This window comes from Mycobacterium sp., from assembly GCF_965230835.1.
Taxonomy (GTDB): Bacteria; Actinomycetota; Actinomycetes; order Mycobacteriales; family Mycobacteriaceae; genus Mycobacterium.
In genome coordinates this window covers 3,387,864-3,412,157 of record NZ_CBDDLW010000002.1, presented here as the reverse complement: position 1 = coordinate 3,412,157, position 24,294 = coordinate 3,387,864, and the positions used below count along the sequence as shown (strand labels likewise).

Below are 24,294 nucleotides of genomic sequence, written 5' to 3'. Positions count from 1 at the left end.
AGGGCCCCGGATAGCGAAATGCGCAGTCGAGGGTCGCCTCGCCGACCGAACCGAATCCGTCGAACCTGACCGCCGGCCCAGACTAGGTCGCCGCCATGACAGGCGCAGGATGCCGGTGCGCCCATGGAACGGCTTCTTCGAGTTGCGCCGCCAGCTGTAAGAGATCACCGTCGGCGCCCAGTCGACCGACGAACTGCACGCCCAGCGGAAGCCCCGCCTCGGTCCAGTGCAGAGGCACGCTGATCGCGGGCCGGCCGGTGATGTTGGCGAGCTGCGTATAGGGCACCCAGCCCAGGCTTTCCTGAATGAGTTCGTCCATTATTCCGCTGAGTGCCATCACCTTTCCGGCGTGCAATTTACTCAGGGTTCGGGCCGCGAGTTGTAAGCGAGGGGACGTCGTCGTGGCACCGATAGGCAGAGGCGAGGTGGCCAAGGTGGGAGTTAACAAGTAGTCGTAGCTTTCGTGGAAACTCGCCAGGGACTGGATGTGGTTGTTTCTGTTCTCCAGCGCAAGCATCAACGCCTGAAGGCCGGTGGATCGGCCAAGTTCGCACATCGCTAACGTGTCGGCCTCGAAGTCACTGTCACGGGCTCCGAGTCGCTCTCGGATCTCGACGACTTGTTGGTAGAGCTGCGCGAACCAAATGGTGAGGAAGTCGCGCGCCAGTGCGGCATCGTCGTAGGGCGGCACCACTTCGTCGACCTGGTGGCCCAGGCCGCGCAGCGCTGTCGCGGCTGCCTCGACTGCGGCGACTGCTTCGCGGCTGGGATGACTATTGATCGCCGACGACGTCGAATACCCGATTTTCAGGGCGCCCGGACGGTTCTTGATGTGTTCGACGAACGGACCGGCGGGAAGCGCAACCTGGTAGTCGGCACGCGCGTTGGCGCCGATGATCGCGTCATAGAGGGCGGCGCTGTCCCGTACGGTGCGCGACACGACCCCCTCAGTTCCCATACCGAACATCGACTCACCTGTTTGCGGGCCGTACGGTGACAACCCTCTACTGGTCTTGAGGCCGACAAGGCCGTTGCAGGCCGCGGGAATTCGGATCGATCCGCCGCCGTCGTTCGCTCCTGCCGCCGGGACAATGCCCGCTGCAACCGCCGCCCCCGACCCGCCCGATGAGCCGCCGGGCGTCCGCGCCGTATCCCAAGGGTTTCGAGCCGGACCCCAGTAATCGGGTTCTGTCACGCCCTTGGCCCCGAACTCCGGGGTGTTGGTTTTGCCAAAGATCACCAGCCCCGCGTCCAGGAACCGCTGTGTGACCAATGCATGCTGCTCAGCTACATAATCGATCAGCGAGCGAGATCCGGATGAGGTGGGAAAGCCCCGGTACTCCTGCCCAAGGTCTTTTATCAGAAACGGCACGCCGGCAAACGCTCCGCTTAGCTGCGGATGGTGGCGTCTTAGGACTGGTGTAAAAACGCTGGGCGCATGTTCCTGGTGGTCATGTTACGCGGCGGTGGTGTCGGTCGTGGTTGTTGTGGTGGGGGGATGCAGTGGGCGGGGTGGCTCGAGCAGTTGGTGGCGTAGTTCTTGGAGGTGGCGGCTGGTCGCTGATGTTTGGGTGACTCCGCGCCAGCCGCGGCTGGCGCGGTCGAGGACGGCCCATACCAGCGACAGACAGCTGGTTTCGCCGGGTAGGCGGCCGATGACCTTGACCCGGCGACGGGATTCTCCGAAGGTGCGTTCGATGAGGTTGGAATGGCGGATGCGTGTCCAGTGTTGGCGGGGGAAGCGCAAATGCACGCTCAGCGAGGCGAAGTCGTTGGCCAGGCAAGCGACCGCGGCTGGGTAGAGCCCGCGGTATGTGGTGGTGAACTCCTCGGCGCGGCGGGTGGCTTCATCCACGGCCTGCTGGCCGGGTGGCTGGTCAATGTCATCGAAGATCGACCAGAACGCGGCTTTGATCTCGTCCTGGACCGCGACAGGTGTCTTGGCGATGACGTTACGGCAGCGATGGATCAGACACCGCTGACGCAGGCTTGCCGGAAACGTGGTCTCCCATGCGGCGATCAGGCCCGGCGCCCCGTCGGAGATGCCCAGTAGCGGCGGGCGTAGTCCCCGGTTCCTCAGGTCAGCCAAGAAGTCGGCCCACGCATCAGCCGACTCCGCTGCGGCTGGGGCCAGCCCAATAAACAGGGGCTTGCCGTCGGTGCAGATGCCCCAGGCGGCCAGCACCGGCTCGGCCGGGGCGTTGGGATGCATCCGAAAGTTCGAGGCATCCAAGAACAGGTAGTCCAACACCAGCTCATCAAGGCGTCGAGACGACCACGCAGCGAACTCGTCTTTGATGGCCGCACAAATCCGGCTCACCGTCGAGCGCGACAACGCCGCCTGCGAGCCCAGCACCTCGGCCAACGCGGCCTCGATGTCGCGATCCGACAAACCGCGCACCCATCCCGAAATCACCAACGCCTCCAGAGCGTGGGTGCGCGTCACCCCGGCACCGAATAGCCGCGAACAGAACCGCTCGTCGGTGTCGCGTAGTTTCGGGCGGCATAATTCGACCGAGCCCATCGTGGTCTTCACCGTCGCCGGCGGTTGATACCCATTGCGGTACCCGCCCGGGCCGTCCTGAACCCGACGCTGGTGACGGGCTCGGCCCAACACTGCTTCTACCTCGGCCTCCACGGCGACCTGAAACACCAGACGCACCGATAACCGCCCGACCTCCTCCAAAATCTCGGTCAACGGCCGCTCGGTCGCGGCGAACAACTGATCCATCTCAACACGCACACGCTCAATCGGCGATACTCGCTTGGTCACGGGCGTAGCCCCTCCTTCATAGCTTTCGTCGGTTGCGACGGAACCTACGCCCGTGACCATTTACACCAGCGATGAGACGCGACCCTGCGGATCGGCTGCTTGCTTGTCGGCGACGTCGTCGAGCCGACAAATGATCGCGTTCAACCGCGGATTGACCGCGTCGGCGCGCTGGCGCGCCACGGCAAGAAGTTCGGCGGCGGTGATCTCTTTGCGCTCTATTAGGTCGGCCAATGCGGTCGCATCCAACACCAGGTACTCGTCTACGTGCATTGGCCGATCTTATGACTGTTGAAGAGTTCCGGTCAGGTCTGCCAGCCAGCCGCGATCGGCTGGCACCCAGTCGATGTCGGCTAGTTCAGCGGCGGTTACCCAGCGCACCGCCCGGTGATGCTCAGCTTTCGGTTCGCCGCGAATCAAACGCACCTGATACGCCCTAAGCGTCGTAGTCTCGTTCAACGGAATATCGTCGCCGAGTCGGTCTCCCACTGCGACATCTTCGACGTCAAGTCCGAGTTCCTCGGCCAGCTCACGGGCCAGCGCGCCGCGATCGGTTTCGCCCGCTGCCACCTTGCCGCCAGGGAGTTCCCACAGCCCCACTAGCGCTGGCGGCCGAACCCGTTGCGCCACCAAAACGGTCGAACCACAGATGACCGCTCCGGCAACGACGATCTGGTTCGCCATGAGCAGTGACGGTATACCGTCGGTGTATGGCTGTGTTAACGGATGAACAAGTAGACGCCGCACTGCCCGAGCTCAACGGTTGGGAGCGGATCGACGGTACCCTGCGCCGATCGATCACGTTTCCGACATTTCTCGCCGGCATCGACATGGTGCGTCGGGTGGCCGAACGCGCCGAGGCCAAAGATCATCATCCAGACATCGATATCCGCTGGCGGACGGTTATATTCGCGCTAGTCACCCATTCCGCGGGTGGCATCACCGAGCGCGACATCTCGATGGCACGCGATATAGACGGGATCCTCGGGGGCTAATCGGCAACGTGCCTAGTCGCCCAGCTGACGCGCCGCCGCTACGTTCGGAGGCCGTACCGACCCACGCGGGCTAGCGCTGTTCCTGGTGGTGGCAATCCATGCCAGAGTCACCAGAGTCGCCGCCACGTAAACCGTACCCGCCCACGCCAGATACCAGGGTCGACTGATCTCCCAGATGGTCGGTTGGGCGAAGCTCAGCAACCACGGAACGCCAATGATTGTCAGAATCAACCAGCTCCAACCCAGAAGCCGGGCACCGGGGTGTTCACGCAGTGGCCCGTGGATGAGCCACATAATCAGCGGCACCAGCCACACCCAATGATGAGTCCACGAAATCGGTGAGAACAACAGGCCGAACAGCTCGACCACCAGCAGCTTGCCCAGGCGATCGGAGCCTTTCAGAGCGCGGAATGCCAGAACCGCCAATACTGCCGTGACCGCGACCGCGGCTATAACCAGCGGACCGAACCTGGCGTCGTGGCCGAGGATGCGAGACAGCGCGCCGCGCCAGGATTGATTGAATGAGGTGGCGATGGGCCCGACCCGACGCGCGTCGCCCAGCAAATCGGTGAAGTAGTAGCGGACCTGATCGCTAACGACCAGAGCTGACACGGCCACGGTGGCAAGGAACACGAATGCCGAAAACACGGCAGCACCCACCCGCCGAACACCGACGAGGTATACGGCGGCAATTGCTGGTGTCAGCTTGATTCCGGACGCCACACCGATGAGCAAGCCGGATAACCACCAACGCGAAGAATAAGCCGCCCACAGCGCCGCAAGCATCAACAGCACGTTGATCTGTCCATAGTCAAAGATGCTGCGCAATGGCTCCATCCAGATAGCGATCGCCGTCCACACCATCGCGGCGGCCGGGGTGGTGCCAGTGGCACCGCCAGCGGCGCCGATCAAGCGCTGGCTGATCCGAATCGCGCCGTACAGGGCGAAGATCGTCGCGGCCTGCCACAGAAACGCAACCAGACCAAAAGGCAGCAGCTGCAGGGGGTAGAACACAACTGCGGCGAACGGTGGATACGTGAACGGCAACGGGAAATCCGGTGTTTGGTCGGCGTACACGTAGCTGTACAAGCCGTGGTCAATAGCGGCCGCGCCGCCCAAGTAGACGTGTAGGTCAACGAAGTTCGCGCCGTTGGGCACCAGGTAAGTCCAGGCGAATCGCGCCCCGGCGCTAAGGACCATGAGCAGCACCGCGGCAGTGGCCAGCCAGTTCATATTTCGCCGGGTGGAGCTTGCCGCCGGGACGGCTGTAGTGGTGTCTATCTGACTGACTTTAGCCACCGCAGAACCCATCACGCCGCCCTCGGGTGCTATTGGGCTGCCAGCTCGGGCTTGGCAACCATGGCGACAAGATGCCGTCCGGGCCATCGATAACCGCTACTGCTCGTATGCGTAACGATCCCATAAATGCCACACGTGTCACTTGAGTCACTTCTGTACCGCGATACCTTCTGGCCTGGGACTTGTCGTCAACACCAGGGAGAGTCATGCCAACCATCTGGACCTACGTACGCGTCGCTGCTGTCTTAGTCGGTTCATCCGCCGCGCTCCTTACCGGCGGCATCGCGCACGCGGACCCGGCTCCGCCGCCGGCACCGGCACCGGCACCAGCACCAGCGCCCGACATTTCGCAACAGCTGATCAGTTCGGCGGCCAACGCGCCGCAAATCCTGCAGAACTTCGTCTCAGCACTGAGCGGCAACACGCAGGCGCCCACTGGCGCCCTAGGACCGTCACAACCGGTACCCGGCACAATTCCCGGGGTTCCCGGGGTTCCCGGGGTTTCCGGCGTTCCCGGACTGAGCACTGTCACTCCGGGATTGAACCCGACGGCACCTGTCGCCCAGGCGACCACTCCCTCCATTCCTGGGGTGAACGCTCCGATCCCCGGACTGACCGCACCGACGCCCGCCACCGCAACGTCGCTGCCCGGGGGTGCCGCATCGATCCCAGGCGTCGGCCCGGCCGCGCCGGCGGCCGTGCAGGCAGCCGCTCCGGGTCTGGTGCCATCGGCGAAGGTAGACCTGCCGGCTATGCCGTACCTCCCGGTGCACATGCCACAACAACTTTCGCTACCGGGCGACCTGCCCGCGCTCGCTTCGAGCGCATTCCCGGGGGCACCGGTTGCACCTCAACCTGGCTCCCCAGCCGCACAAGCGCCCGCAGCCCCAAGCGCACCAACAACCCTGCTCGGCGCGCTCCCCTGAGCCATCAACCAGACGGCTGACCACATCAGAAATCGGGAGAACACTGTGGCACGCACGTGGAGTCTGTCCAGAGGTTTGGCCGCCGTCGCCGCCACCTCGGCTGTCGCGCTCGCGCTTTGTCCGAGCGCGACAGCCGATCCGGCCGCACCTGAGCCCAACCCCAACCAACAGCTACCGGGCCTGCCGGCGCTAGCTCAGTTGAGTCCGATAATCCAACAAGCGGCCAGCAACCCCGAGCAGGCGACGCAGCTGCTCATGGCCGCGGCATCAGCGTTCACTCACAATCCGGCGGCGCCCACCGAATCCAAGAACGTCGCGTCGTCGGTGAACCAGTTCATACAGGTGCCGAACCACCCTGATATCGAGTCTCCTGCGTCGGCCGCACCAGCAGTCGCCGCTCCAGGTGCGGATGAACTCACCGCTCCGGAGACCTTCCCAGTGCAGCACGTGCCAGCACCAGACGTAGAGCCCGGCGTGCAGGCACACTTGCCACTAGGTGTCGATCCGGCCCACGCAGCGGGCCCGGTCGCCGCCGCGGCCCCGCCGCCTGCCGCCGCACCACCTGCTGCCGCACCACCTGCTGCCGCACCACCGTCCGCTGCGGTGGTACCCGGCGCAGCACCCGAAGCACCGGCACCAGCTCCCGCGCCAGCGGCGGCACCAGCTCCCGCGCCGGCCGCACCCGATCCTGCGCCCGCGCCGGCCGCTGCTCCGGATTTCGGCCCAGACACCCCACCGACGCAGGACTTCATGTATCCCTCAATTGGCACCAATTGCCTAGCCGACGGCAGCAGCTCCATCGCGACGGCACTGTCAGTAGCAGGACCGGCCACGATCCCGACTCCTGGTCCCGCCCCCAGCCAGACCGCTTATGTATTCACCGCTGTCGGCACCCCCGGACCCGCCGAACTGCAAAAGCTGCCGTTGAACGTCACGTGGGTAAACCTGACCACCGGGAAGTCTGGGAGCGTCACGCTCAAGCCACGCTCAGACATCAACGCGGATGGACCGACAACGTTGACCGCGATCGCCGACACCGGTTCGGGCAGCATCATTTCGACGATCTTCGGCCAGGTCACCACCAAGGAAAAGCAGTGCCAGTTCATGCCCACAATCGGCTCCACAGTCGTGCCCTAACACGAGCTGGGGCGGCCAATCTTGACCCACCGGGCAGCGAGCGCTAGTACGCCATAAACAAGATTGCGTCGCGGTCGTATTCCATGCCTGGATGAACGCTGGCGAGGTGTGCCTGGGTCTGTTCGACCAGGTCATCCTCATCTTTGCCGACGAGGGCTTCGCCGCACGGACACGTCAGGTGCGTCTTCACGCTGCCACCTTTCGCTTGCACTCCGATACCTAATTAATTTGCCGCCTTAGCAGCCTTCATCTGCTTCTTATGCGATCGCACTTGCGCGAGCGAACGCGCATCGACGATGTCGGCAACAGATACGTATGTGCCCGGCTCACCGAATTCCCCCGCGGCGGCACGCCAGCCCTGCGGCGTCACCCCGTATTGCTTACCCAGCAACGCAAGAAATATTCGGGCTTTCTGCTCGCCAAAACCGGGAAGTTCTTTGAGTCGCCGCAACAACTCCCTGCCGTCGGGTTCGCCAGCTATCCACACGGCGGCCGCATTCCCGTCGTATCGGTCGACGACGATCTGCGCAAGCGCCTGGATGCGCTTAGCCATCGATCCTGGAAAGCGGTGGACGGCAGGTCTTTCCGAGCACAACGCGGCAAATTTGTCCGGGTCACAGTCCGCGATCTCACCGGCATCGAAGCTGCCCATGCGATCTGCGATCTTCTTGGGTCCGGCAAAAGCCGTTTCCATCGGCACCTGCTGGTCGAGCAGCAAACCTACGAAAAGCGCAAACGGGTTCTCATCGAGCAGGGCATTGGCTTCGGGGTCGGTGGCGAGACGCAAGTTCGGCACAGACCCAGTCTAGGCCCGGCCGCTGGTGCTTAGTGCCCGGCGTAGCCTACACCGCCAGCCAGCCCGGGATCGGTGATTGATTTTCCGCGGATTCGATCCCAATTCCATCGATCGACATCATTCGATCGTTTGCACTGGAGTTACTTGATCATTTGGGCCAGCAGCATTCAAGAAGCAGGACAGCGTTTGGGGAAAATGGGTGCGGCTGTAATCGGATACGTCTCGGATAGTCGAGCGGCTTTCGACACGAACCTGATCGGCACCGCTGCTTGGGCACCAACCGATAAGCCACCATCCCCTACGTTGAGCAACACGCCGAAATCAGCTCTCTAAACCTCAAAACCCATGAGAATCAAGATAATTCGCGCTCTGTCTAAAACGCGTCGCAACGGGAGACATCCTTTGGCTGCGCAACGATGCCGGGTCGTGGCTTAACCGCTCTTGCGACGGAACTCCCGACGAGTCTCGGCTCGACCGTGCACCCGGGACTGCTTGCCGCCGCCGTCTTTGTGCTCGGCTCCACCCGCCGACTTCGCCATCTTGCGTTCCAGTGCCTCGCGGAACTTACGCTTGTTCTCGTCCTCTGACCCCTCGGATCCCTCGGCCCGTGACGACTTTGCATCTTTACCCGAGTGCGATTCAGCCATACCGGCAGCCTAACCTGCGTCCTAGCGCTTGCCTGGCGGCAGACCGTAAACGTGCGAGACCGGCAGCGTCAGCAATACCCGTCGGTCGGTGACCATCGCCTGGCGATATTCGTCCCAGTCTGGATGTTCGCCAGCAATGCTGCGATACAAAGCAATCAGCGCCTCCACCGTCGCGTCGTCGGGCGCCGCCGCAGGCGGCGTCAGTTCCACGGTGCCCTCGGCCACCGCATACGACCATCCGTCGTCGGCATCCACCAGGATCGAAGCTCGCGGATCGCGGCGCAGATTGCGGGTCTTGGCTCGCGGCTCAGTAATCGACACCCGCAGCACCACGTGGCGCGGGTCAAAATGATATTGCACGTTCGACAGCTGTGGCCGCCCGTCCTGCTTGATCGTCGCCAACACTCCGATGGAGTTGCCACTGATCACGGCCAAAAGCTTGTCGTCGAAGACTTGGCGTCCCATGCCGAAAGACTACGTTGCTTACGCCGCACACCGGTCCCCAATCACGTAGTTCCTACTCGCACTGATGGAATCGGGTGATGACCCGATACGCGCTATTGCTACGCGGCGTCAATGTTGGGGGTGTCGACCTGCCAATGACCGGGGCGGCGGCTGCGTTTACCGAAGCCGGATTCGCCAGCGTGCGAACCGTCTTGGCCAGCAGCAATGTCTTGTTGGAGTCGCCCGACTGTCCGGCGACAGTACGTATCACGTACGCCCCATAGCCCCAGGGAGCCAGATCCCAGCGGCCGCACGTCGGCCTCGAATAGATCCCGGAACTCCAAACCACCACTGGCCACCAAGCCCGGCTATGTTTGTGGGATGCGAGTGACGGTGCTCAGCGGCGCCGGGATTTCCGCGGAGAGCGGCGTACCGACGTTCCGCGATGACAAAAACGGATTGTGGGCCCGTTTCGACCCTTACGAGCTGTCCAGCACCCAAGGGTGGCTGAGCAATCCGGAGCGGGTCTGGGGATGGTACCTGTGGCGACACTACCTGGTGGCCGAAGTCGAACCCAACGACGGGCACCGTGCGATCGCCGCCTGGCAGGACCACGTCGAGGTCAGCGTCGTCACCCAGAATGTCGACGACCTGCATGAGCGCGCGGGTAGCACTCCGGTGTATCACCTACACGGCAGCCTCTTCGAATTCCGTTGTGCACGTTGCAATATTCCCTACACTGAGGCACTTCCGCAGATGTCAGAGCCGGCGTTGGAAGTGGAGCCGCCGACCTGTCGCTGCGGAGGTCTGATCCGGCCGGACATCGTGTGGTTCGGCGAGGCGTTGCCCGAAGGGCCGTGGCAGCAAGCGGTCGAAGCAACCGAATCCGCTGACGTGATGGTGGTTGTTGGGACCTCAGCCATTGTCTACCCGGCGGCCGGGCTGCCTGAGTTGGCGCTGTCGCGCGGTGGGGTCGTGATCGAGGTCAACCCCGAACCCACACCGCTTTCCAAGAGCGCAACAATCTGTATACGCGAGTCTGCCAGCAAGGCGCTGCCTGGCTTGCTGGACCAGCTGCCCGCTCTGCTGAGCTAGCCGCGCCCAGGTCAGCCGGCGACGCCAACGGACAGCGCATCCCCCCTAGTGCCGCAGCGCACGGCCCAGGGCCAACTCAGACACCGGAAGCGGCACCCATGACGGCAACGTGCCCTCTCTCCGAGAAGTGTCCACCTCGAATCCGGCACCGACGATTGAACGCTCAGTGTCACGATGGGTGTGGCAATTGCCGCACAGCCTCGGCCAGAACGTCGCGTCGGCGAACCTCTGCAAGCGACCTCTAGCACCCGGGCTGGCGACATGCTCGAGATACCGCAGCTGCCCGCCCGGCCTGAGCAACGCATGTAGGCGCCCCAGAACCCCTGTGGGGTCGTTCACCGAGCACAGCACCAGCGAGCAGACCACCGCGTCAAACGGCTTGGTGTCGCTGAACTCCTCTACCGTCTGCCCCGTCACGACTATGGGGATGGATGCACTGGCGGCGGCGGCGCGAGCCAGGGTCGCCAGCCGCGACTCCGGCTCTATCGCCACGACCTCTTGCACGGATTCGGGGTAGTAGTCGAAGTTCGTCCCGATACCAGCACCCACTTCGAGCACCCGCCCCGACAGGCCGGCCAGATTTTCCCGGCGCAGGACTCGTACCAGCTCGGCTTCGTGGGTGGCGACGAAAGGCCATATCCGCGCGAAGAACGGATTGTCGATCGTGGAAACTGCGCCCGCTGTCATATCCGCGACTCCTCCGTCGGGCTCGGTAGCTTGTTCACCCAAGCCCACTTATCGCCTGGACCGCGTACCATCGCCCAGGCCAGCAGCTGCTCAAGTGTGACGTTGGCACCAACCAACCCAGTCACCATATGGCTGCGGCGCACAACGCTCAACACCCGGTCGGCAAGTGTGTCAACATCACCGAACAGCACGTGCGGATCAACAGTCACGAAAACTGCCGCCCACGCCATTGCCTGGCTAAGTCTCGCTAGTCAGCGGGCGCACACCGCCTCCAGAAGTGCGTCTTTGTCCTAACAATGCAGTTGGGTCGAACACCGCCTAACACTGTCGCGATGCGACATGTCAACCGCAAGGCGTCGCCGAGGCCGCGATCGGATCGCTCCGAACCGCGGGCTCATCTGTTTCGGTCTCGGCCCGGCAATGTTGGCCCGGGGTCGTCCCAGCGACTGCAGAAGAATCGATCACCGCGTCGTCTACCGCCTCGCTGATGCCGAACCGATCATGCAGCCGCACCAGCGCCTTGGGGGCCCACCAATTCCATCCGCCCATCACATGCATGAACGCCGGAACCAGAACCATCCGCACCAAGGTGGCATCCGCGATGACAGCGAGAGTCAGACCAAGACCAAACATCCGCATGAACGACACGTGCGCGGCAATCAGCGCCGCAAACGATATCGACATAACCAACGCAGCGGCGGTGATCACCCGGCCGGTGCGGGCCACCCCCAGTGCAACACTCTCATCGTTGGCGGCGTGTGCCTGGTCTGCGCTAGGCCGCGCCGGCCGGGCGGCTCCGGATGACAGCCAGTACTCACGGATCCGAGAGACCAGAAATACTTCGTAATCCATGGACAGCCCGAATGCGATGCAGAACAACAGCACCGGCATGTTCGCCACAAGCGTGCCGCTAGGCGTTGTTCCCAGCGCACCCAGATTGCCCTCCTGGAAGACCCAAACGAGTGCGCCGAACGCGGCCGTCAACGAGAGCAGGTTGCAGACCAGGGCCTTGGCAGGCAACACCACGCTGCCAGTGAGCAAGAATAGCAGCACAAATGTGATGGCAGCCATCACACCCAGCACCCACGGAAGGCGTTCCATTACCGCGTCAACGCTGTCCCGATTGACCTGGGCCACACCGGCCATCTGGACAGATCGCCCAGCGGGCCCGCGTACTTGGTGCAACCGGTTGAGCTGGGTGTCGGAGGCCTCCGAAAACAATGGCGCCGTAGTGCTCACCGTCAAAAATGCGCTGCCGTCGGACCACCCGGTTGCCGCAGCAGGGGGTCCCGTCCGGTTTCCACCCACATACGTTCCCGTCGGGGCCGTCACCGCTGACACGTCGGGCACCCTCGACAAGTCCGCTGCGTAGCGAGAAAGATCGGCCGGGGTGAGGCCGCGTACGTCAGGGACAAGGACTGACACCGCCGTTGCGGGGTCTTGCGCAAAGTCGTTGCGCAATATGTCGCCAACCTGATGCGCAGACGCCGACGGCGGCAGTACCCGGTCGTCTGGAAAACCCCATTTCACCGAGAAAAACGGAAGCCCCAGCAACACCAGCAAAGCGGTCACGGCCAGTCCGATCGGCAGCCAACGGCGCATCACAAACTTGGTCGACCTATACCAGAACAGCTCGTCAACGGGTTTGCGCACTGTATCCGAGCCCCGCACCTTCCGCGGCAGTACCCGACGCACCAGATATCGGACGTCCAACGCGTCCAGGCGGGAGCCCAGCAGCACAATCGCAGCCGGAGTTACCAGAATGGCCGAGGTCGCAACGAAAGCCACCGTCGCTATCCCCGCGTAGGCAAACGACCGCAGAAAGTACATCGGGAACAGCGCAGTCGCTGACATCGACAACGCCACGGTCGTCGCCGAGAACAGCACTGTGCGCCCCGCAGTGACCATCGTCCGTATCAGGGCCCGATCTGGGTCGTTGCCATCGGCGAGTTCGTCGCGATAGCGGCTGATGATTAGGAGCGTGTAATCGATGGCCAGCGCCAACCCCAACGCGGTGCTGAGGTTGAGCGCGAATATTGATACGTCGGTGACGTAGGTGACCAGGCGCAACACCGACATCGAGCCAACCACCGCCAGACCACCAAGAGCCATCGGCAGTGCAGCTGCGAGTAGCCCACCGAACACCCAAACCAATACCAGAAAACTCAGCGGAATCGCGATCATCTCCATCGTCAACAGATCCCGCTGGTTCTGGCTGTTGATCTGAGCATACTCTATCGCCGAGCCACCGGCGCGCACGGTGACGCCATCACGATCGTGGACAATGTCGCTAGACAAGGTTTGGGCGTTTTTCTGCGCGTCGTTCTCGCCGCCTTTGAGGTTGACCACGATCAGCCCTGACTTGCCATCCGCACTCACCAGGTCAGCGCCCGCGGTTGGCTGCCGAACGGCGGTTCCAGTCCACGGCGAGGCGACGCTATACACCAGCTGCGACCTCCGCAGCTGGTTAACGATGTCGACCCCGACCTCGCGGGCCTGGTCACTATCTACTCCCGCCGGTGCCGTCACGGCGATCAGCATCTTTTGACCGCTTTGCCCGAACTTGTCTGTCAACACGTCGATGGCCTGCGCCGACTCAGAACTCGGATCTTGGAAACCACCCGGAGACAGACGCTCGGCGACCGGAATTCCGAAAACCGCGGCCACCGTGAAAAGCAGGACGGCCACCCCAATAATGCGTCGCGGGGCTGCTATGGCGAGTTGAGCGATCCGCTGCAGCATATTTCTGGTCCTTCCACCGGCCGGTGCCGGTCGCGCTTCACCAGATCAAACCGGGCTAACTTAGCACTGCTAAGTTGGCGTTGTTTCCCGACACTTTGCCCTAGGCACGAATGCTCACAACCGAATGGTTCACCATCGGCGCCGGTTTTTGCCGCTTTTGCCACAGACACTGCCGCCGTTGGCGGCCCGCACTGCCGCATGGCGAGACTAATGGCACCCAAACAACACGGCCGCAGCCGACAGAGCCGCAGGTCACGTACCACCGACGGGAACCTACCCAAGGGTAATATTGCCACGATTTTCCGAATCGTGACACAAAGATTCCTTAATAGAAGCTCATAAGCTCAGGGGCATGTGGATTGACGACTCTAGCGCCAACGCCATCAAGACTGACTTCGAGGCCCTTTACCACGGCGACATGCTCGTGGAAGGGGAGACCTCAGAACAGCTCGACGACTGGCATCCGCTGCCTACGGCAAGCTGAGCGACAACATGGGCATGCTTGCACGGCTACTCATGGCCGAACCCAATGTCAGCCGATGGTTTCGTCGGTAACTGATTTCCCTCGAGTGCTTCGCGCCCTCCGCTGTTGCGGGGGGCTTTCTCGTTTCCGGGCTCATTGTGGCGCCCTAGCGCGGTGCCATGCGGATAGCACCGTCAAGACGGATGACCTCACCGTTGAGCATCACATTTTCGACAATGTGCACCGCAAGCGCTCCGTACTCGTCGGGGTCGCCTAGACGTGCGGGGTGGGGCACCTGCATACGCAGCGACGCCTTTGCCTCCTCCGGCATCGATGCCAATAGTGGCGTATCGAACAGGCCGGGCGCGATAGTCACCACCCGGATTCGGTGGCTGGCCAGGTCTCGGGCGACCGGCAGGGTCAGCCCCACCACACCACCCTTGGACGCTGAGTAGGCGGCCTGGCCAATTTGACCGTCGAACGCTGCCACCGACGCCGTGTTGATAATGACGCCACGTTCCTCACCCTCCGGGCCGACAGGTTCGGTCTTGGCGATTCGCTCGGCGCCAAGTCGAAGCACGTTGAAAGTGCCCACCAAGTTGACGTCCACAATCTTGCGGAACGCATCCAATGGAAAGACACCGTCGCGACTCAGCACCCGAATGCTGTTGCCGATGCCTGCGCAGTTGACGACGATGCGCAGCGGACCCAACGATTCGCCTAAGTCCAAAGCGCGGGCTATGGCGGCCTCGTCAGTGACGTCGGCACGCGCGAACCGTGCCCGATCACCCAGTTCGCCAACCACTTCGTCGCCCTTAAGGTCGGCCACCACAACCTGGGCGCCGCCAGCCAGCAGCCGCTTAACCGTGGCCAAACCCAGGCCCGAAGCGCCCCCGGTAACCACGGCTACGGCATCTCTGATCTCCACGCCAATCCTTTCCTGCGTTGTATGGCCTATGACCAGCCAGCCGGTGAATGTCGGTCACGCCCAGTCGCGCAGCAGTGCTTCGATGTCTGTCACAGGTGCTGCGGGCGGTCGTGGCTCACTCGGCACCGTGCGCGAGAACCGCGGCGCCGGCATCGGCTGTAGACCACTTTGCTCACCACCGACGTCATAGAAAGTTTTCCGCTCGACGATATGCGGCTCGGTATGCACCTCGCCGAATGCGAGCACCGGGGTCACACAGGCATCCGAATCGGCGAAGACCTTGGTCCAGTGATCGCGGTCGTGCCTGGCGAATGCCTTGGTAAGCAGCGCCCGCAGTTCGGGCCATCGGGCAAAGTCGTTCTGCGGCGGCATGTCTGCGGCGTCCAGCCCCAACCCGGCGAGCATGGCCGCATAGAACTGCGGCTCAATGGCACCGACCGCCACATAACGTCCGTCGGCACATTCGTAGGTGTCGTAGTAGGGCGCTCCACCGTCGAGCATGTTGGTGCCGCGCACATCGGACCACATCCCCGCAGCCCGCATTGACCACATCATCTGCACCAGCACGCTGGACCCGTCTACCATCGCGGCGTCGACAACCTGACCCTTGCCAGAATGCTGCCGCTCCCATAGGGCGGCCAAGATACCAACCAGCAAGAACATCGAGCCGCCGCCAAAGTCGCCGGTCAAGTTCAGCGGCGGTACCGGCCGCTCGTTGGCCCTGCCGATGGCGTGCAGAATTCCGTTGAGCGAAATGTAGTTGATGTCGTGACCCGCCTGCTGGCTGCGCGGGCCGGTTTGGCCCCAACCGGTCATCCGCGCGTAGATCAGTCGTTCATTGACTTTGGCGCAGTCTTCCGGCCCCAGGCCGAGACGCTCGGTGACACCGGGACGATAGCCCTCGATCAGCACATCAGCCGATTTGACGAGGCTCAGGACAAGTTCGCGCCCCTGGTCGGACTTCAGATCCGCGTTAACAATGCGCCGGTTGCGCAGCATGGCATCTTTCGCGACGCCCCCGGCGCCGCCAGATCCCCTCGGAGGTCGATCGATGCGGACCACGTCGGCGCCGAGGTCCCCCAGGATCATCGCGGCGTGCGGGCCCGGGCCGATGCCGGCCAGTTCGAGAACACGCAACCCGCTCAGTGGCCCGCTATTCGGTGCCGCCATGATCACCCGACCTTTCATCCGCCCAAAAACCATCGACATGCGCCACGCCGAAAGCCCGTTGGTGGCATCTTCGCAGCCGCTAGTGGCCGCGCTGCACCCTGGTCACCCACAGCGATGCGCATGGCGAATTTCTAGGTATCCGAGTTGCGGGTTTACAACCGACGCCTCAACGCATGTGTTGAATCGGCAATCCCGCCGAGCGTCTGGTGCGAATATTTAACAGTGGAGGGGCAGAATGGAGACCCCATGTCGGCTGGACAGGCGAGCTGTCTTGTATCGGGAGCAACGGGCTACATTGGCGGTCGCCTTGTCCCGCTCCTGCTCGACAAGGGCCATCGGGTTCGCGCACTGGCTCGAAACCCGATGAAGCTGGCAGACGTGCCGTGGCGAGAACACGCCGAGCTGGCGCAGGGGGACCTAAGTGACGTCGATTCGCTGGTCGCGGCATTTGACGGTATAGACGTTGTCTACTACCTGGTCCACTCGATGGGAACGTCGAAGGATTTCGCCGCCGAGGAAATCCGCGCGGCACGCAATGTCGTGTTGGCCGCGCAGCGCGCCGGAGTGCGGCGGCTGGTGTACCTCAGCGGCCTGCATCCGGCGGGCAGCAAGCTCTCGCCACACCTTGAGTCCCGCAAAGCCGTAGGCGACGTCCTGATCGGCTCCGGTATCGAGACAATCGTGCTGCAGGCTGGAGTGGTCGTCGGGTCGGGGTCGGCGTCGTTCGAAATGGTCAGGCACCTCACCGACCGGTTGCCGGTGATGACCACGCCCAAGTGGGTGCACAACCGGATTCAACCCATCGCAGTGCGTGACGCCCTGTACTACCTGGCGGCCGCGGCCACGGCTGACGTGCCGTCGTCGAGAGCATGGGACATTGGCGGCCCCGACCTGTTGGAGTACGGCGACATGATGCAGGTCTACGCTGAGGTCGCGGGTCTGCGCCGCCGCTATTTGATCGTGCTGCCTTTTCTGACGCCAACTATCGCCAGCCTCTGGATTGGCACCGTCACACCGATACCTCCGGGCTTAGCACGGCCGCTGATCGAATCGCTGGAATGCGATGCGGTCATGCGTGACTCCGACATTGACACCATTATCGATGCACCCCCAGGCGGTCTAATCGGCTACCGACGCGCCGTGGTGTTGGCGCTTAACCGGGCAGCGCGCGGACTCCCCGACGCGACGTGGGCATCTTTGCATTCGGAGCCGGCCGAACCATTGCCTAGCGACCCGGCCTGGGCCGGCGAAGTCGTCTACACCGACGTGCGCACTGCCACGACAATGGCTAAGCCGGAAAAGGTCTTTAAAGCGGCCGAAGACGCAGTCAACAACGGCCAGTGGTATTCGTTTGCGCTCGCGCCGCGGCTACGCCGCTCCACGCACCGCTGGAACGTGGCCGAACGCGGGCCAGCCGTGCTCCGGCTACGCGCTAACACACCCTCCTACGGGCCGGCGTGGCTAGAAATCACGATCAACACCCACGACGAGGGCCATGCCACGTACGTCCAACGGGCGATCTTCTTCCCGCGTGGCATCCCGAGCCGGTTGTGCCACGTCCTGCTTCGACCCGTTCACACCGCAGCGTTGCGCGCGCTGAAGCGCGACATCATTGCCGCGGCTGAATGAAAGAACGCGCAATGCTCACCGCGACAAACTGGCCGCTAACAGCAGCGGGCAGCCTTCCGTGCAATCCACCGAGTCAAACCCCGAACAACGATGGGAGCGCAAGCACCATGATCAGGCCCCACACCAGGTGGGTCAGGATCGGCGCCAGCACACCGCCAGTCGAACGTCGCTCCCACGCGCACACCGTACCCAGGACGACTGCGGCAAATCCCAGCATGAGGTTGGCGCCGGCCATAATCACCCCCACGTACGCAATGGTCGAGACGGGCACGGGGTAGAAACGGCCGAGCGCACTGTAGAGCGCGCCACGGAAGAACATCTCTTCGGCGATGTTGTTGATCAACCCGATCACCACAACAAGCAACAAAGACCCGTGGCTGGCAAATAGCAACACGCGTTCGACGAGAGTCGAGACAGCCGGAAGCTCCCTGACGACCAGCCCACCCAGAACAAAAATGCCGCCGAGCAGGAGACCAGTGGTCGTCCCGGTGATGACCGGCCGCTGGTTGCGACCGCGCCAGTGGATTCCGCCCAGATGCAATGGCCCGGAAGCCAGCGCTCCGAGCGCCCACACGGCCGCCAAAGTCAACGTCAGCCAGTAGAAGGTCGGCTCGCCGGGGCGGCGACTCATCGATAGCCCCAAGACCACCGCGCCAATCACCAAAGTGACTGCAACAACGATGCGCCGACGCCGCACCACGGCGGGCGGTTCGTGATGCGGCACAGCAACATTCGTGATTGCACGGCGTAGCTCGTCGAGCGCGCTGGTGTGGTAGGGAGGGGTGGTCTGACTCATGCGGCATGCACTTTCGGGAGCAGGTTGGTCAGGATGTCGAGGCTAGTTCGCATTGCGCCGGCGAACGGGCCGGGGATGATGCTCACCAGCCCCAAGACGGGCCGAGCAATGGATGGGGTTACCGCACCGGCGAGTCGCCGGATGCGCAACGCGTCTCCGCCGGCCCAATCCGGGTCGCTGTCGGCGAGGTGATGGGGATCTGCCAGGGCACTGACGGGCCGGGTCGGGTAGTTGGGCGTCTCCGCCAACGCGAGCGCCAGCGCAGTCTCGATACTGAGCAAACCTCCCGTCGGGTCAGGAACTCGGTCACGCAGGTCGCTGCGGGACGCCCGCATTGGATGGTCTAGCGAAGCCACCAGATCGCGAACCAACCGCTGCGGCACCGGCAGCGCCGCCCCGGTAACAGTCGATGCAACCGAGGTACCGATTCCCGGCACTCGCCAGGCCACCTGGCACCTGCCAGAAATGCGCGCGTATGTTTCGAGCAACATGCGGTAAGAGCTGGTGTCGGGACCGCAAATGTCGTAAGCCCCGGCAGGAACACGTGCGAATTCGGCGGCGGCGACCAGGTAGTGCAGTACATCACGGATGGAGATCGGGTCGATCGGGTTGTCCATCCAGCCCGGCATGGGTATGACCGGGAAACGGTCGCCGACGTAGCGCAGCATCTCGAACGATGTCGACCCGGCACCGATGATCATTGCCGAGCCCAGCCATACCAGGTCTGGACCGTCCTCCACGGCTAGCGCCTGGGCAACCTCGGCCCGGCTAGCCAAATGTTCGGACAACGCCTCGACGTCGGGCACGAAGCCGCCAAGGTAGACGATGCGTTGCACGCCTGCATCCCTGGCCGCGGCCGCCACATTCGCCGCCGCCGCCGAGTCGGCTTCCCGAAAACCAGCCCTGCCGATGCTGTGCACCAGGTAATACACGACGTCGACCGGGCCCACCCGGTCCCAACAGCTGGCAAACGCCGTGTGAACTGATGCCTTGTCGGAGGCGTCGAGTGTGATCGGCTCGATATCGTCGCACCAGCCAAAACGCCGCAGACGAGAAGGACGTCGGGCGGCCGCGAATACTCGGTGGCCGGCCGCCAGCAACGCAGTAACAAGGCGGGAACCCACGTAACCGGTGGCGCCGGTCACAAGCATCCGCATGGCTCCAACCTAGACGATATGGGCGCCCGTTTTAGGGGACAAAGTCCTCGCGCTGCACAATCTAGCGGGAGCGAGCGTGTTCCGGTCCCGGATGACAGAAACCGTTGCCGGAGGCCACCGCAGACCCAGCAGGCTAGTCGTCGACGGTGACGACGAACCCGGCTCCGGCCAGGGCAGCCAGTACCTCCTCCCGATGCGCCGAACCGCGAGTTGCAACGGTCAACATGACCTCGACTTCCTCGATCGCCAGTTTGGGTGCGGTGCGGGAGTGGACCACGTCGAGCACGCTGGCCCCGGTCAAGCTGACCACGCCCAACAAACTGCTGAGCCCGCCAGGGCGATCACCAATGGTCACCTTCATCGCCAGATAGCGGCCGGCTGCGCGCAGACCGTGGGTGATTACCCCGGTCAACACCAACGGGTCGATGTTGCCGCCCGACAGAACCGCGCAGACCGGGCCGCGCAGCTCGAATTCGTCCGCCGAAGCCATCAACGCCGCTACCGCGGCCGCCCCGGCCGGCTCAACAATGAGTTTTGCGCGCTCCATGCACAGCAGTAGGGCGCGCGACAGCTGGTCTTCACTGACTGTGCGAATTGCATGAACGTACGCCTGTACATGCGCAAATGGGATTGCGCCAGGCAACGCGACGGCGATGCCGTCGGCCATGGTCGACATCGACGCGGCGCGCACAGGCCGACCGGCGCTCAACGAACCCGGCCAGGCGGCCGCACCAGCGGCCTGTACTCCTATCACCTGGACGTGCGGCGCCAGGAAATGAACAGCCGCAGCGATTCCGGAGACCAACCCGCCGCCGCCGGTCGGCACCACGATGGTTGCGACATCGGGAACCTGCTTCAGGATCTCTAAAGCCACCGTGGCCTGGCCGGCGACGATGTCCGCGTGATCAAAAGGGTGGATGAGTACCGCGCCGTGCTGTTCGGAATATTCGCGCGCCGCCACCAGGGCGTCGTCAATCGTTTCGCCGATTAGCTGGACCTCCGCACCATAGGCTTTGGTTGCGACCAGCTTCGGCAGCGCCGCATTGACCGGCATGAACACCGTCGAGGAGATCCCTAGCTCCGTTGCAGCCCACGCCACGCCTTGAGCATGATTGCCTGCGCTGGCCGCGACCACACCACGGGCCCGATCCCCCACGCTCAGATTGGCAATCCGGTTGTACGCCCCACGCGGCTTGAAAGACCCCGTGCGCTGCAAGCTCTCGCATTTCAGCCACACCTGCTTGCCGGTGCGGTCGGATAGGATCTGCGACGCGATGACAGGGGTGAGCCGCATAACCGGACCCAGCCGATCCGCGGCCGCGTTGATCTGATCGAGCGTGAGCAGACTCATGGCTAAACCCACAACCAGAAAACGGCCCCCGAATATCCCTTTCGGATATCCCGATCGGCATTGCCCCGCCGTACGCGCACCCTCGCGGTCAGCCGAAGCGCGTCATCGTGGGATTCGTTGACGACAACGTCGTAGGCATTCATGTTTGGCCTCGCTTGCTCACTCGTCGAAGGTGCTGTTGGTCAGCGCTGATGCGCCACCGAGAATAAGGCCAACTCCACGCGTATCGACTACGACGCTAGTGGAAAAGGTCAGAACCGATGGTTGTCCCCAGGCGATCGCCGGTTACCTGCATGGCTCCGGCTGCACTATCGGCGTCAATGTCTGCAGGTCAACGCGCCTACCACCGAGCGTTTGAACCGATTCAACGGCGGGAACGTAAGTCCGAATATGGATACGATCACAGGATGCCTCCGATGATCCCCGGCGAGCACAAACCGGCCATCGCAGACCCGGCTGTCGCCGCGGTAGCCGTGAAGTTCCCTCAACACCGCTACAGCCAGGAAGAGGCGATCGGCGGAATAACCGACATCGCCGGCCCAGAGTTTCGGCGATTCGCCCTAAGCAGCGGAGTTGAGGCCCGGCACACCGCGCTACCACTGTCACGCTACGGCGAGCTGAGCGGCTTCACTGAGGCAAACAGCGCCTTCGTCGACGTTGCTCTCGACTTGGGCGAGCAGGCGTTGCTGACGGCGCTCGATGACGCCAAAATCAGGCCGTCCGAAGTCGACGTCGTCTTCTCCACTACGGTTACCGGACTCGCTGTGCCGACGCTAGAAGCGCGACTGGCGAATCGCGTGGGACTGCGCCAAGACGTCAAACGTGTTCCGCTGTTCGGTTTGGGCTGCGTGGCCGGCGCCGCGGGAGTAGCGCGTATGCATGACTATCTGCGGGCGTTTCCCGACCAGGTTGCTGCACTGCTGGCAGTCGAACTGTGTTCGCTTACCATTCAGCGCCAGGATAATTCAGTCGCCAATCTGGTTGCTACCAGCCTCTTCGGGGACGGTGCCGCCGCCGTCATCACCAAGGGAGCACTGCGAGCCGCCGAGAGGTCCGCGGAAACCATCGGACATCGGGGTCCGCAGGTGCTGGCAACCCGCAGCCGGATCTACCCCGACACCGAAGAAGTCATGGGCTGGAAAATCGGCAGCGAAGGATTTCGGATCGTGTTGTCGGTCGATGTCGCAACCGTTACCGAGAAGTACCTGGGCGAGGACGTCCGCAAGTTCCTCGCCGATCACGGGCTGGCCCCGCAAGACGTGACGACGTGGGTGTGCCACCCAGGTGGGCCCCGGGTGATCGAGACCGTCGAAAACGTCCTGGACTTGCCCGCGGATGCGCTAGACCACACACGAAACTCATTGCGCAACAATGGAAACCTCTCATCGGTGTCAGTTCTAGACGTTCTGCGAGCCAACATGGCTAATCCGCCGCGTCCCGGTTCAATCGGGCTGATGATCGCGATGGGCCCGGCCTTCTGTTCGGAGTTGGTCCTGCTCAAGTGGTAGAACGCTGGTACTACCTGCTGATCTTGGCGGTCGCCGTCGAACGGCTGGCCGAGCTGGTGGTGGCCCGACGCAATGCACGTTGGTCTTTTGCCCACGGCGGCAAGGAATTTGGCCGCCCCCACTACGCCGTGATGGTCATCCTGCACTCGACGCTGCTGGTCGGCTGCATCATCGAACCGGCGGCGCTGCATAGGCCCTTCATACCTTGGCTCGGCTGGCCGATGGTGGCCGTGCTGTTTCTGAGCCAGGGGTTGCGCTGGTGGTGTGTCACGTCGCTGGGCCCGCGCTGGAATACGCGGGTGATCATATTGCCGAACCAGCCTTTGGTGCGACGGGGCCCATACCGGTGGCTGAACCACCCGAACTACGTCGCGGTGGTCGTGGAAGGGTTCGCGCTCCCCCTGGTCCACACGGCCTGGTTGACCGCTCTGAGTTTCACCGTGGCCAACGCGATTTTGCTGACTGTGCGCCTCCGTGTGGAGAACTCGGCACTGGGCTACACATGACGACCTACGACGCCGACCTGTTGATCGTCGGTGGCGGGCCGGCAGGCCTCGCCACCGCGTTATACGCGCGCAAGCAGGGCCTTTCAGTGATTGTGGCCGAGCCGCGAGACGATCCTGTCGACAAAGCATGTGGTGAAGGTTGGATGCCCGGCGGCCTGGCTGAGCTCAGCTCGCTCGATGTCGACCCGGCCGGCATACCATTTCATGGAATCGCCTACGTGAGCCAACACCATCGAGCCGAGGCACGGTTTCGCTCCGGTCCGGGTCGGGGTGTGCGGCGCACGACCTTGCACGCGGCGCTGGCCACACGGGCTAAAGAGCACGACGTTGACTTGATCCGGACGCGGGTGACCGGCGTCGAGCAAGATACGCACGGCGTCTCGGCCGCCGGTATCCGCACGCAATGGCTGGTAGCAGCCGATGGACTGCACTCCGCGGTCCGGCGTGCAGTGGGAATCGAAGCGCACGCGGGCACGCCACGGCGCTACGGCGTGCGCTGGCATTACCGGGTGCCGGCGTGGTCGGAGTTCGTCGAAGTGCATTGGTCCCGTTGGGGTGAGGCGTACGTAACACCGGTGGAGCCGGATCTGGTCGGCGTGGCGATCCTGTCAAGTCAGCGACCCGAGCTCGCCCGCTTCCCGAGTCTTGCGCGTCATCTGCAAGGCACCAGCTGCGGCCCGGCACGCGGCTGCGGCCCATTGCGGCAGCTAGTCTCCCGCCGAGTCGCGGGACGGGTGCTGTTGGTTGGCGATGCGGCCGGATACGAGGACGCGCTGACCGGCGAAGGCATCAGCCTAGCGGTCAAGCAGGCCGCCGCGGCGGTCCGTGCCATCATCGACGACAAACCGTCGTCCTATGAGCGCACCTGGCGTCGGGTCACTCGCGACTACCGATTCCTTACCCGCGGTCTGGTGCTGGCCAGCGCGCCTCGCGCGACTCGGGGTGCCATCGTTCCGGCGTGCTCGTTACTGCCGCCTGCCTTCCAGCAGGCGGTGAACATTCTGGCGCGTTGAGGCGCTTTCGCATGCCTTCCGCACAGGTTGGCGTTTCCCGGCGAATGCACGCGGCCTTCTTTGCCGCGCACTGACTTCGACAGACCGGCAAACTCACGGGTAGTACCGCCACCACCAGATCGCCAGCCGGCGCCAGCTAAGTGCCACCGCCCAATGATGTTGCGCTGACTGCGGCGATGGTCGGTTGGTCGATGACACGACGCACGCAACCGGCAACGTCCTGGAGAATCCCCCG

At 63.5% G+C, this 24,294-nt stretch carries 23 protein-coding genes and 4 pseudogenes; 10 read left to right on the top strand and 17 right to left on the bottom strand.

Annotated features, from left to right (window positions below; genetic code table 11):
* Nucleotides 1-82: 82 nt before the first annotated feature.
* The 4 genes and pseudogenes from ACO07W_RS16155 to ACO07W_RS16140 all read right to left on the bottom strand — a co-directional run.
* Nucleotides 83-1,399 (bottom strand): annotated as a pseudogene (locus tag ACO07W_RS16155) (amidase); the annotation flags it as partial.
* Between the two features lie 57 nt (nucleotides 1,400-1,456).
* Complete coding sequence (locus tag ACO07W_RS16150) at nucleotides 1,457-2,731, bottom strand: IS256 family transposase (RefSeq protein WP_421840071.1); 1,275 nt, start codon at nucleotides 2,729-2,731, stop codon at nucleotides 1,457-1,459.
* Between the two features lie 129 nt (nucleotides 2,732-2,860).
* A pseudogene (locus ACO07W_RS16145) lies at nucleotides 2,861-3,043 on the bottom strand (amidase); the annotation flags it as partial.
* A gap of 9 nt (nucleotides 3,044-3,052) precedes the next feature.
* Entirely contained in the window at nucleotides 3,053-3,454 is a 402-nt protein-coding gene (locus tag ACO07W_RS16140) for a (deoxy)nucleoside triphosphate pyrophosphohydrolase (protein WP_421844706.1), read from the bottom strand.
* 26 nt (nucleotides 3,455-3,480) lie between these two features.
* Here ACO07W_RS16140 and ACO07W_RS16135 point away from each other — a divergent pair, with 26 nt between their 5' ends.
* Nucleotides 3,481-3,765 carry a 4a-hydroxytetrahydrobiopterin dehydratase gene (locus ACO07W_RS16135; RefSeq protein ID WP_421844704.1) on the top strand — a complete coding sequence of 95 codons (285 nt, stop codon included), beginning with the start codon at nucleotides 3,481-3,483 and terminating at the stop codon, nucleotides 3,763-3,765.
* Nucleotides 3,766-3,777: 12 nt separating this feature from the next.
* On the opposite strand, the gene ACO07W_RS16130 is transcribed toward ACO07W_RS16135, so the two are convergent.
* Nucleotides 3,778-5,076 carry a mannosyltransferase gene (locus ACO07W_RS16130; RefSeq protein WP_421844702.1) on the bottom strand — a complete coding sequence of 433 codons (1,299 nt, stop codon included), beginning with the start codon at nucleotides 5,074-5,076 and terminating at the stop codon, nucleotides 3,778-3,780.
* A gap of 194 nt (nucleotides 5,077-5,270) precedes the next feature.
* Between ACO07W_RS16130 and ACO07W_RS16125 the strand changes: the two genes are divergently transcribed.
* Together ACO07W_RS16125 and ACO07W_RS16120 are read left to right on the top strand one after the other, a co-directional pair.
* Nucleotides 5,271-5,990: a hypothetical protein gene (locus tag ACO07W_RS16125; protein ID WP_421844700.1), complete on the top strand. Its 720-nt coding sequence runs from the start codon at nucleotides 5,271-5,273 to the stop codon at nucleotides 5,988-5,990.
* Nucleotides 5,991-6,006: 16 nt separating this feature from the next.
* Nucleotides 6,007-7,127, top strand: a pseudogene (locus tag ACO07W_RS16120) (hypothetical protein).
* 43 nt (nucleotides 7,128-7,170) lie between these two features.
* On the opposite strand, the gene ACO07W_RS16115 reads toward ACO07W_RS16120, so the two are convergent.
* The 4 genes from ACO07W_RS16115 to ACO07W_RS16100 all read right to left on the bottom strand — a co-directional run bounded on the left by ACO07W_RS16115 (nucleotide 7,171) and on the right by ACO07W_RS16100 (nucleotide 9,035).
* Nucleotides 7,171-7,317 (bottom strand): DUF1059 domain-containing protein, encoded by a 147-nt coding sequence (locus tag ACO07W_RS16115; RefSeq protein ID WP_421844698.1) that lies wholly within the window; start codon nucleotides 7,315-7,317, stop codon nucleotides 7,171-7,173.
* Between the two features lie 33 nt (nucleotides 7,318-7,350).
* Nucleotides 7,351-7,923, bottom strand: a complete 573-nt coding sequence (locus ACO07W_RS16110; protein WP_421844696.1) for an HhH-GPD-type base excision DNA repair protein — start codon at nucleotides 7,921-7,923, stop codon at nucleotides 7,351-7,353.
* Between the two features lie 431 nt (nucleotides 7,924-8,354).
* Nucleotides 8,355-8,570, bottom strand: coding sequence for a DUF5302 domain-containing protein (locus ACO07W_RS16105; protein ID WP_421844694.1), 216 nt, complete (start codon nucleotides 8,568-8,570; stop codon nucleotides 8,355-8,357).
* A gap of 21 nt (nucleotides 8,571-8,591) precedes the next feature.
* Nucleotides 8,592-9,035: a PPOX class F420-dependent oxidoreductase gene (locus ACO07W_RS16100; RefSeq protein ID WP_421844692.1), complete on the bottom strand. Its 444-nt coding sequence runs from the start codon at nucleotides 9,033-9,035 to the stop codon at nucleotides 8,592-8,594.
* Nucleotides 9,036-9,112: 77 nt separating this feature from the next.
* Between ACO07W_RS16100 and ACO07W_RS16095 the strand changes: the two are divergent.
* Together ACO07W_RS16095 and ACO07W_RS16090 are read left to right on the top strand one after the other, a co-directional pair.
* A pseudogene (locus ACO07W_RS16095) lies at nucleotides 9,113-9,280 on the top strand (DUF1697 domain-containing protein); the annotation flags it as partial.
* A 115-nt stretch (nucleotides 9,281-9,395) separates the two neighbouring features.
* Nucleotides 9,396-10,109, top strand: a complete 714-nt coding sequence (locus ACO07W_RS16090) for an NAD-dependent deacylase (RefSeq protein WP_421844690.1) — start codon at nucleotides 9,396-9,398, stop codon at nucleotides 10,107-10,109.
* Between the two features lie 45 nt (nucleotides 10,110-10,154).
* Here ACO07W_RS16090 and ACO07W_RS16085 read toward each other — a convergent pair whose 3' ends face one another.
* The 3 genes from ACO07W_RS16085 to ACO07W_RS16075 all read right to left on the bottom strand — a co-directional run bounded on the left by ACO07W_RS16085 (nucleotide 10,155) and on the right by ACO07W_RS16075 (nucleotide 13,538).
* Complete coding sequence (locus tag ACO07W_RS16085; protein ID WP_421844688.1) at nucleotides 10,155-10,796, bottom strand: class I SAM-dependent methyltransferase; 642 nt, start codon at nucleotides 10,794-10,796, stop codon at nucleotides 10,155-10,157.
* Nucleotides 10,793-11,005 carry a hypothetical protein gene (locus ACO07W_RS16080; RefSeq protein WP_421844686.1) on the bottom strand — a complete coding sequence of 71 codons (213 nt, stop codon included), beginning with the start codon at nucleotides 11,003-11,005 and terminating at the stop codon, nucleotides 10,793-10,795. Before ACO07W_RS16080 ends, ACO07W_RS16085 begins: the two co-directional genes overlap by 4 nt.
* A 133-nt stretch (nucleotides 11,006-11,138) precedes the next feature.
* A complete protein-coding gene (locus ACO07W_RS16075) occupies nucleotides 11,139-13,538 on the bottom strand; it encodes an MMPL family transporter (protein WP_421844684.1) in 2,400 nt (799 codons plus the stop codon).
* Between the two features lie 352 nt (nucleotides 13,539-13,890).
* Here ACO07W_RS16075 and ACO07W_RS16070 point away from each other — a divergent pair, with 352 nt between their 5' ends.
* Entirely contained in the window at nucleotides 13,891-14,022 is a 132-nt protein-coding gene (locus ACO07W_RS16070; RefSeq protein ID WP_421844682.1) for a hypothetical protein, read from the top strand.
* A 145-nt stretch (nucleotides 14,023-14,167) separates the two neighbouring features.
* On the opposite strand, the gene ACO07W_RS16065 is transcribed toward ACO07W_RS16070, so the two are convergent.
* Both ACO07W_RS16065 and ACO07W_RS16060 read right to left on the bottom strand, forming a co-directional pair.
* Nucleotides 14,168-14,929, bottom strand: coding sequence for a 3-hydroxyacyl-CoA dehydrogenase (locus ACO07W_RS16065; protein ID WP_421844680.1), 762 nt, complete (start codon nucleotides 14,927-14,929; stop codon nucleotides 14,168-14,170).
* 54 nt (nucleotides 14,930-14,983) lie between these two features.
* Nucleotides 14,984-16,099 carry a CaiB/BaiF CoA transferase family protein gene (locus ACO07W_RS16060; RefSeq protein WP_421844678.1) on the bottom strand — a complete coding sequence of 372 codons (1,116 nt, stop codon included), beginning with the start codon at nucleotides 16,097-16,099 and terminating at the stop codon, nucleotides 14,984-14,986.
* Nucleotides 16,100-16,345: 246 nt separating this feature from the next.
* Between ACO07W_RS16060 and ACO07W_RS16055 the strand changes: the two genes are divergently transcribed.
* On the top strand, nucleotides 16,346-17,728 hold the full coding sequence (locus ACO07W_RS16055) for an NAD(P)H-binding protein (protein ID WP_421844676.1): 1,383 nt from the start codon (nucleotides 16,346-16,348) through the stop codon (nucleotides 17,726-17,728).
* 73 nt (nucleotides 17,729-17,801) lie between these two features.
* Here ACO07W_RS16055 and ACO07W_RS16050 read toward each other — a convergent pair whose 3' ends face one another.
* From ACO07W_RS16050 to ilvA, 3 genes are all read right to left on the bottom strand, one after another.
* Nucleotides 17,802-18,524 carry a CPBP family intramembrane glutamic endopeptidase gene (locus ACO07W_RS16050; protein WP_421844674.1) on the bottom strand — a complete coding sequence of 241 codons (723 nt, stop codon included), beginning with the start codon at nucleotides 18,522-18,524 and terminating at the stop codon, nucleotides 17,802-17,804.
* Nucleotides 18,521-19,681, bottom strand: coding sequence for an SDR family NAD(P)-dependent oxidoreductase (locus ACO07W_RS16045; protein ID WP_421844672.1), 1,161 nt, complete (start codon nucleotides 19,679-19,681; stop codon nucleotides 18,521-18,523). The genes ACO07W_RS16050 and ACO07W_RS16045 overlap by 4 nt, the downstream gene beginning before the upstream one ends.
* A 133-nt stretch (nucleotides 19,682-19,814) precedes the next feature.
* Nucleotides 19,815-21,032 (bottom strand): threonine ammonia-lyase, encoded by a 1,218-nt coding sequence (gene ilvA / locus ACO07W_RS16040; RefSeq protein WP_421844670.1) that lies wholly within the window; start codon nucleotides 21,030-21,032, stop codon nucleotides 19,815-19,817.
* Between the two features lie 407 nt (nucleotides 21,033-21,439).
* Here ilvA and ACO07W_RS16035 point away from each other — a divergent pair, with 407 nt between their 5' ends.
* Genes ACO07W_RS16035 through ACO07W_RS16025 form a run of 3 tightly spaced genes read left to right on the top strand, consistent with a single transcriptional unit; the run spans nucleotide 21,440 to nucleotide 24,059 of the window.
* On the top strand, nucleotides 21,440-22,540 hold the full coding sequence (locus ACO07W_RS16035; protein ID WP_421844668.1) for a type III polyketide synthase: 1,101 nt from the start codon (nucleotides 21,440-21,442) through the stop codon (nucleotides 22,538-22,540).
* Nucleotides 22,534-23,046, top strand: a complete 513-nt coding sequence (locus ACO07W_RS16030; protein WP_421844666.1) for an isoprenylcysteine carboxyl methyltransferase family protein — start codon at nucleotides 22,534-22,536, stop codon at nucleotides 23,044-23,046. Before ACO07W_RS16035 ends, ACO07W_RS16030 begins: the two co-directional genes overlap by 7 nt.
* The gene (locus ACO07W_RS16025; protein WP_421844664.1) at nucleotides 23,043-24,059 is read left to right on the top strand and encodes an NAD(P)/FAD-dependent oxidoreductase; all 1,017 of its coding nucleotides are present in this window, start codon (nucleotides 23,043-23,045) and stop codon (nucleotides 24,057-24,059) included. The genes ACO07W_RS16030 and ACO07W_RS16025 overlap by 4 nt, the downstream gene beginning before the upstream one ends.
* The last annotated feature ends 235 nt before the right edge of the window (nucleotides 24,060-24,294 follow it).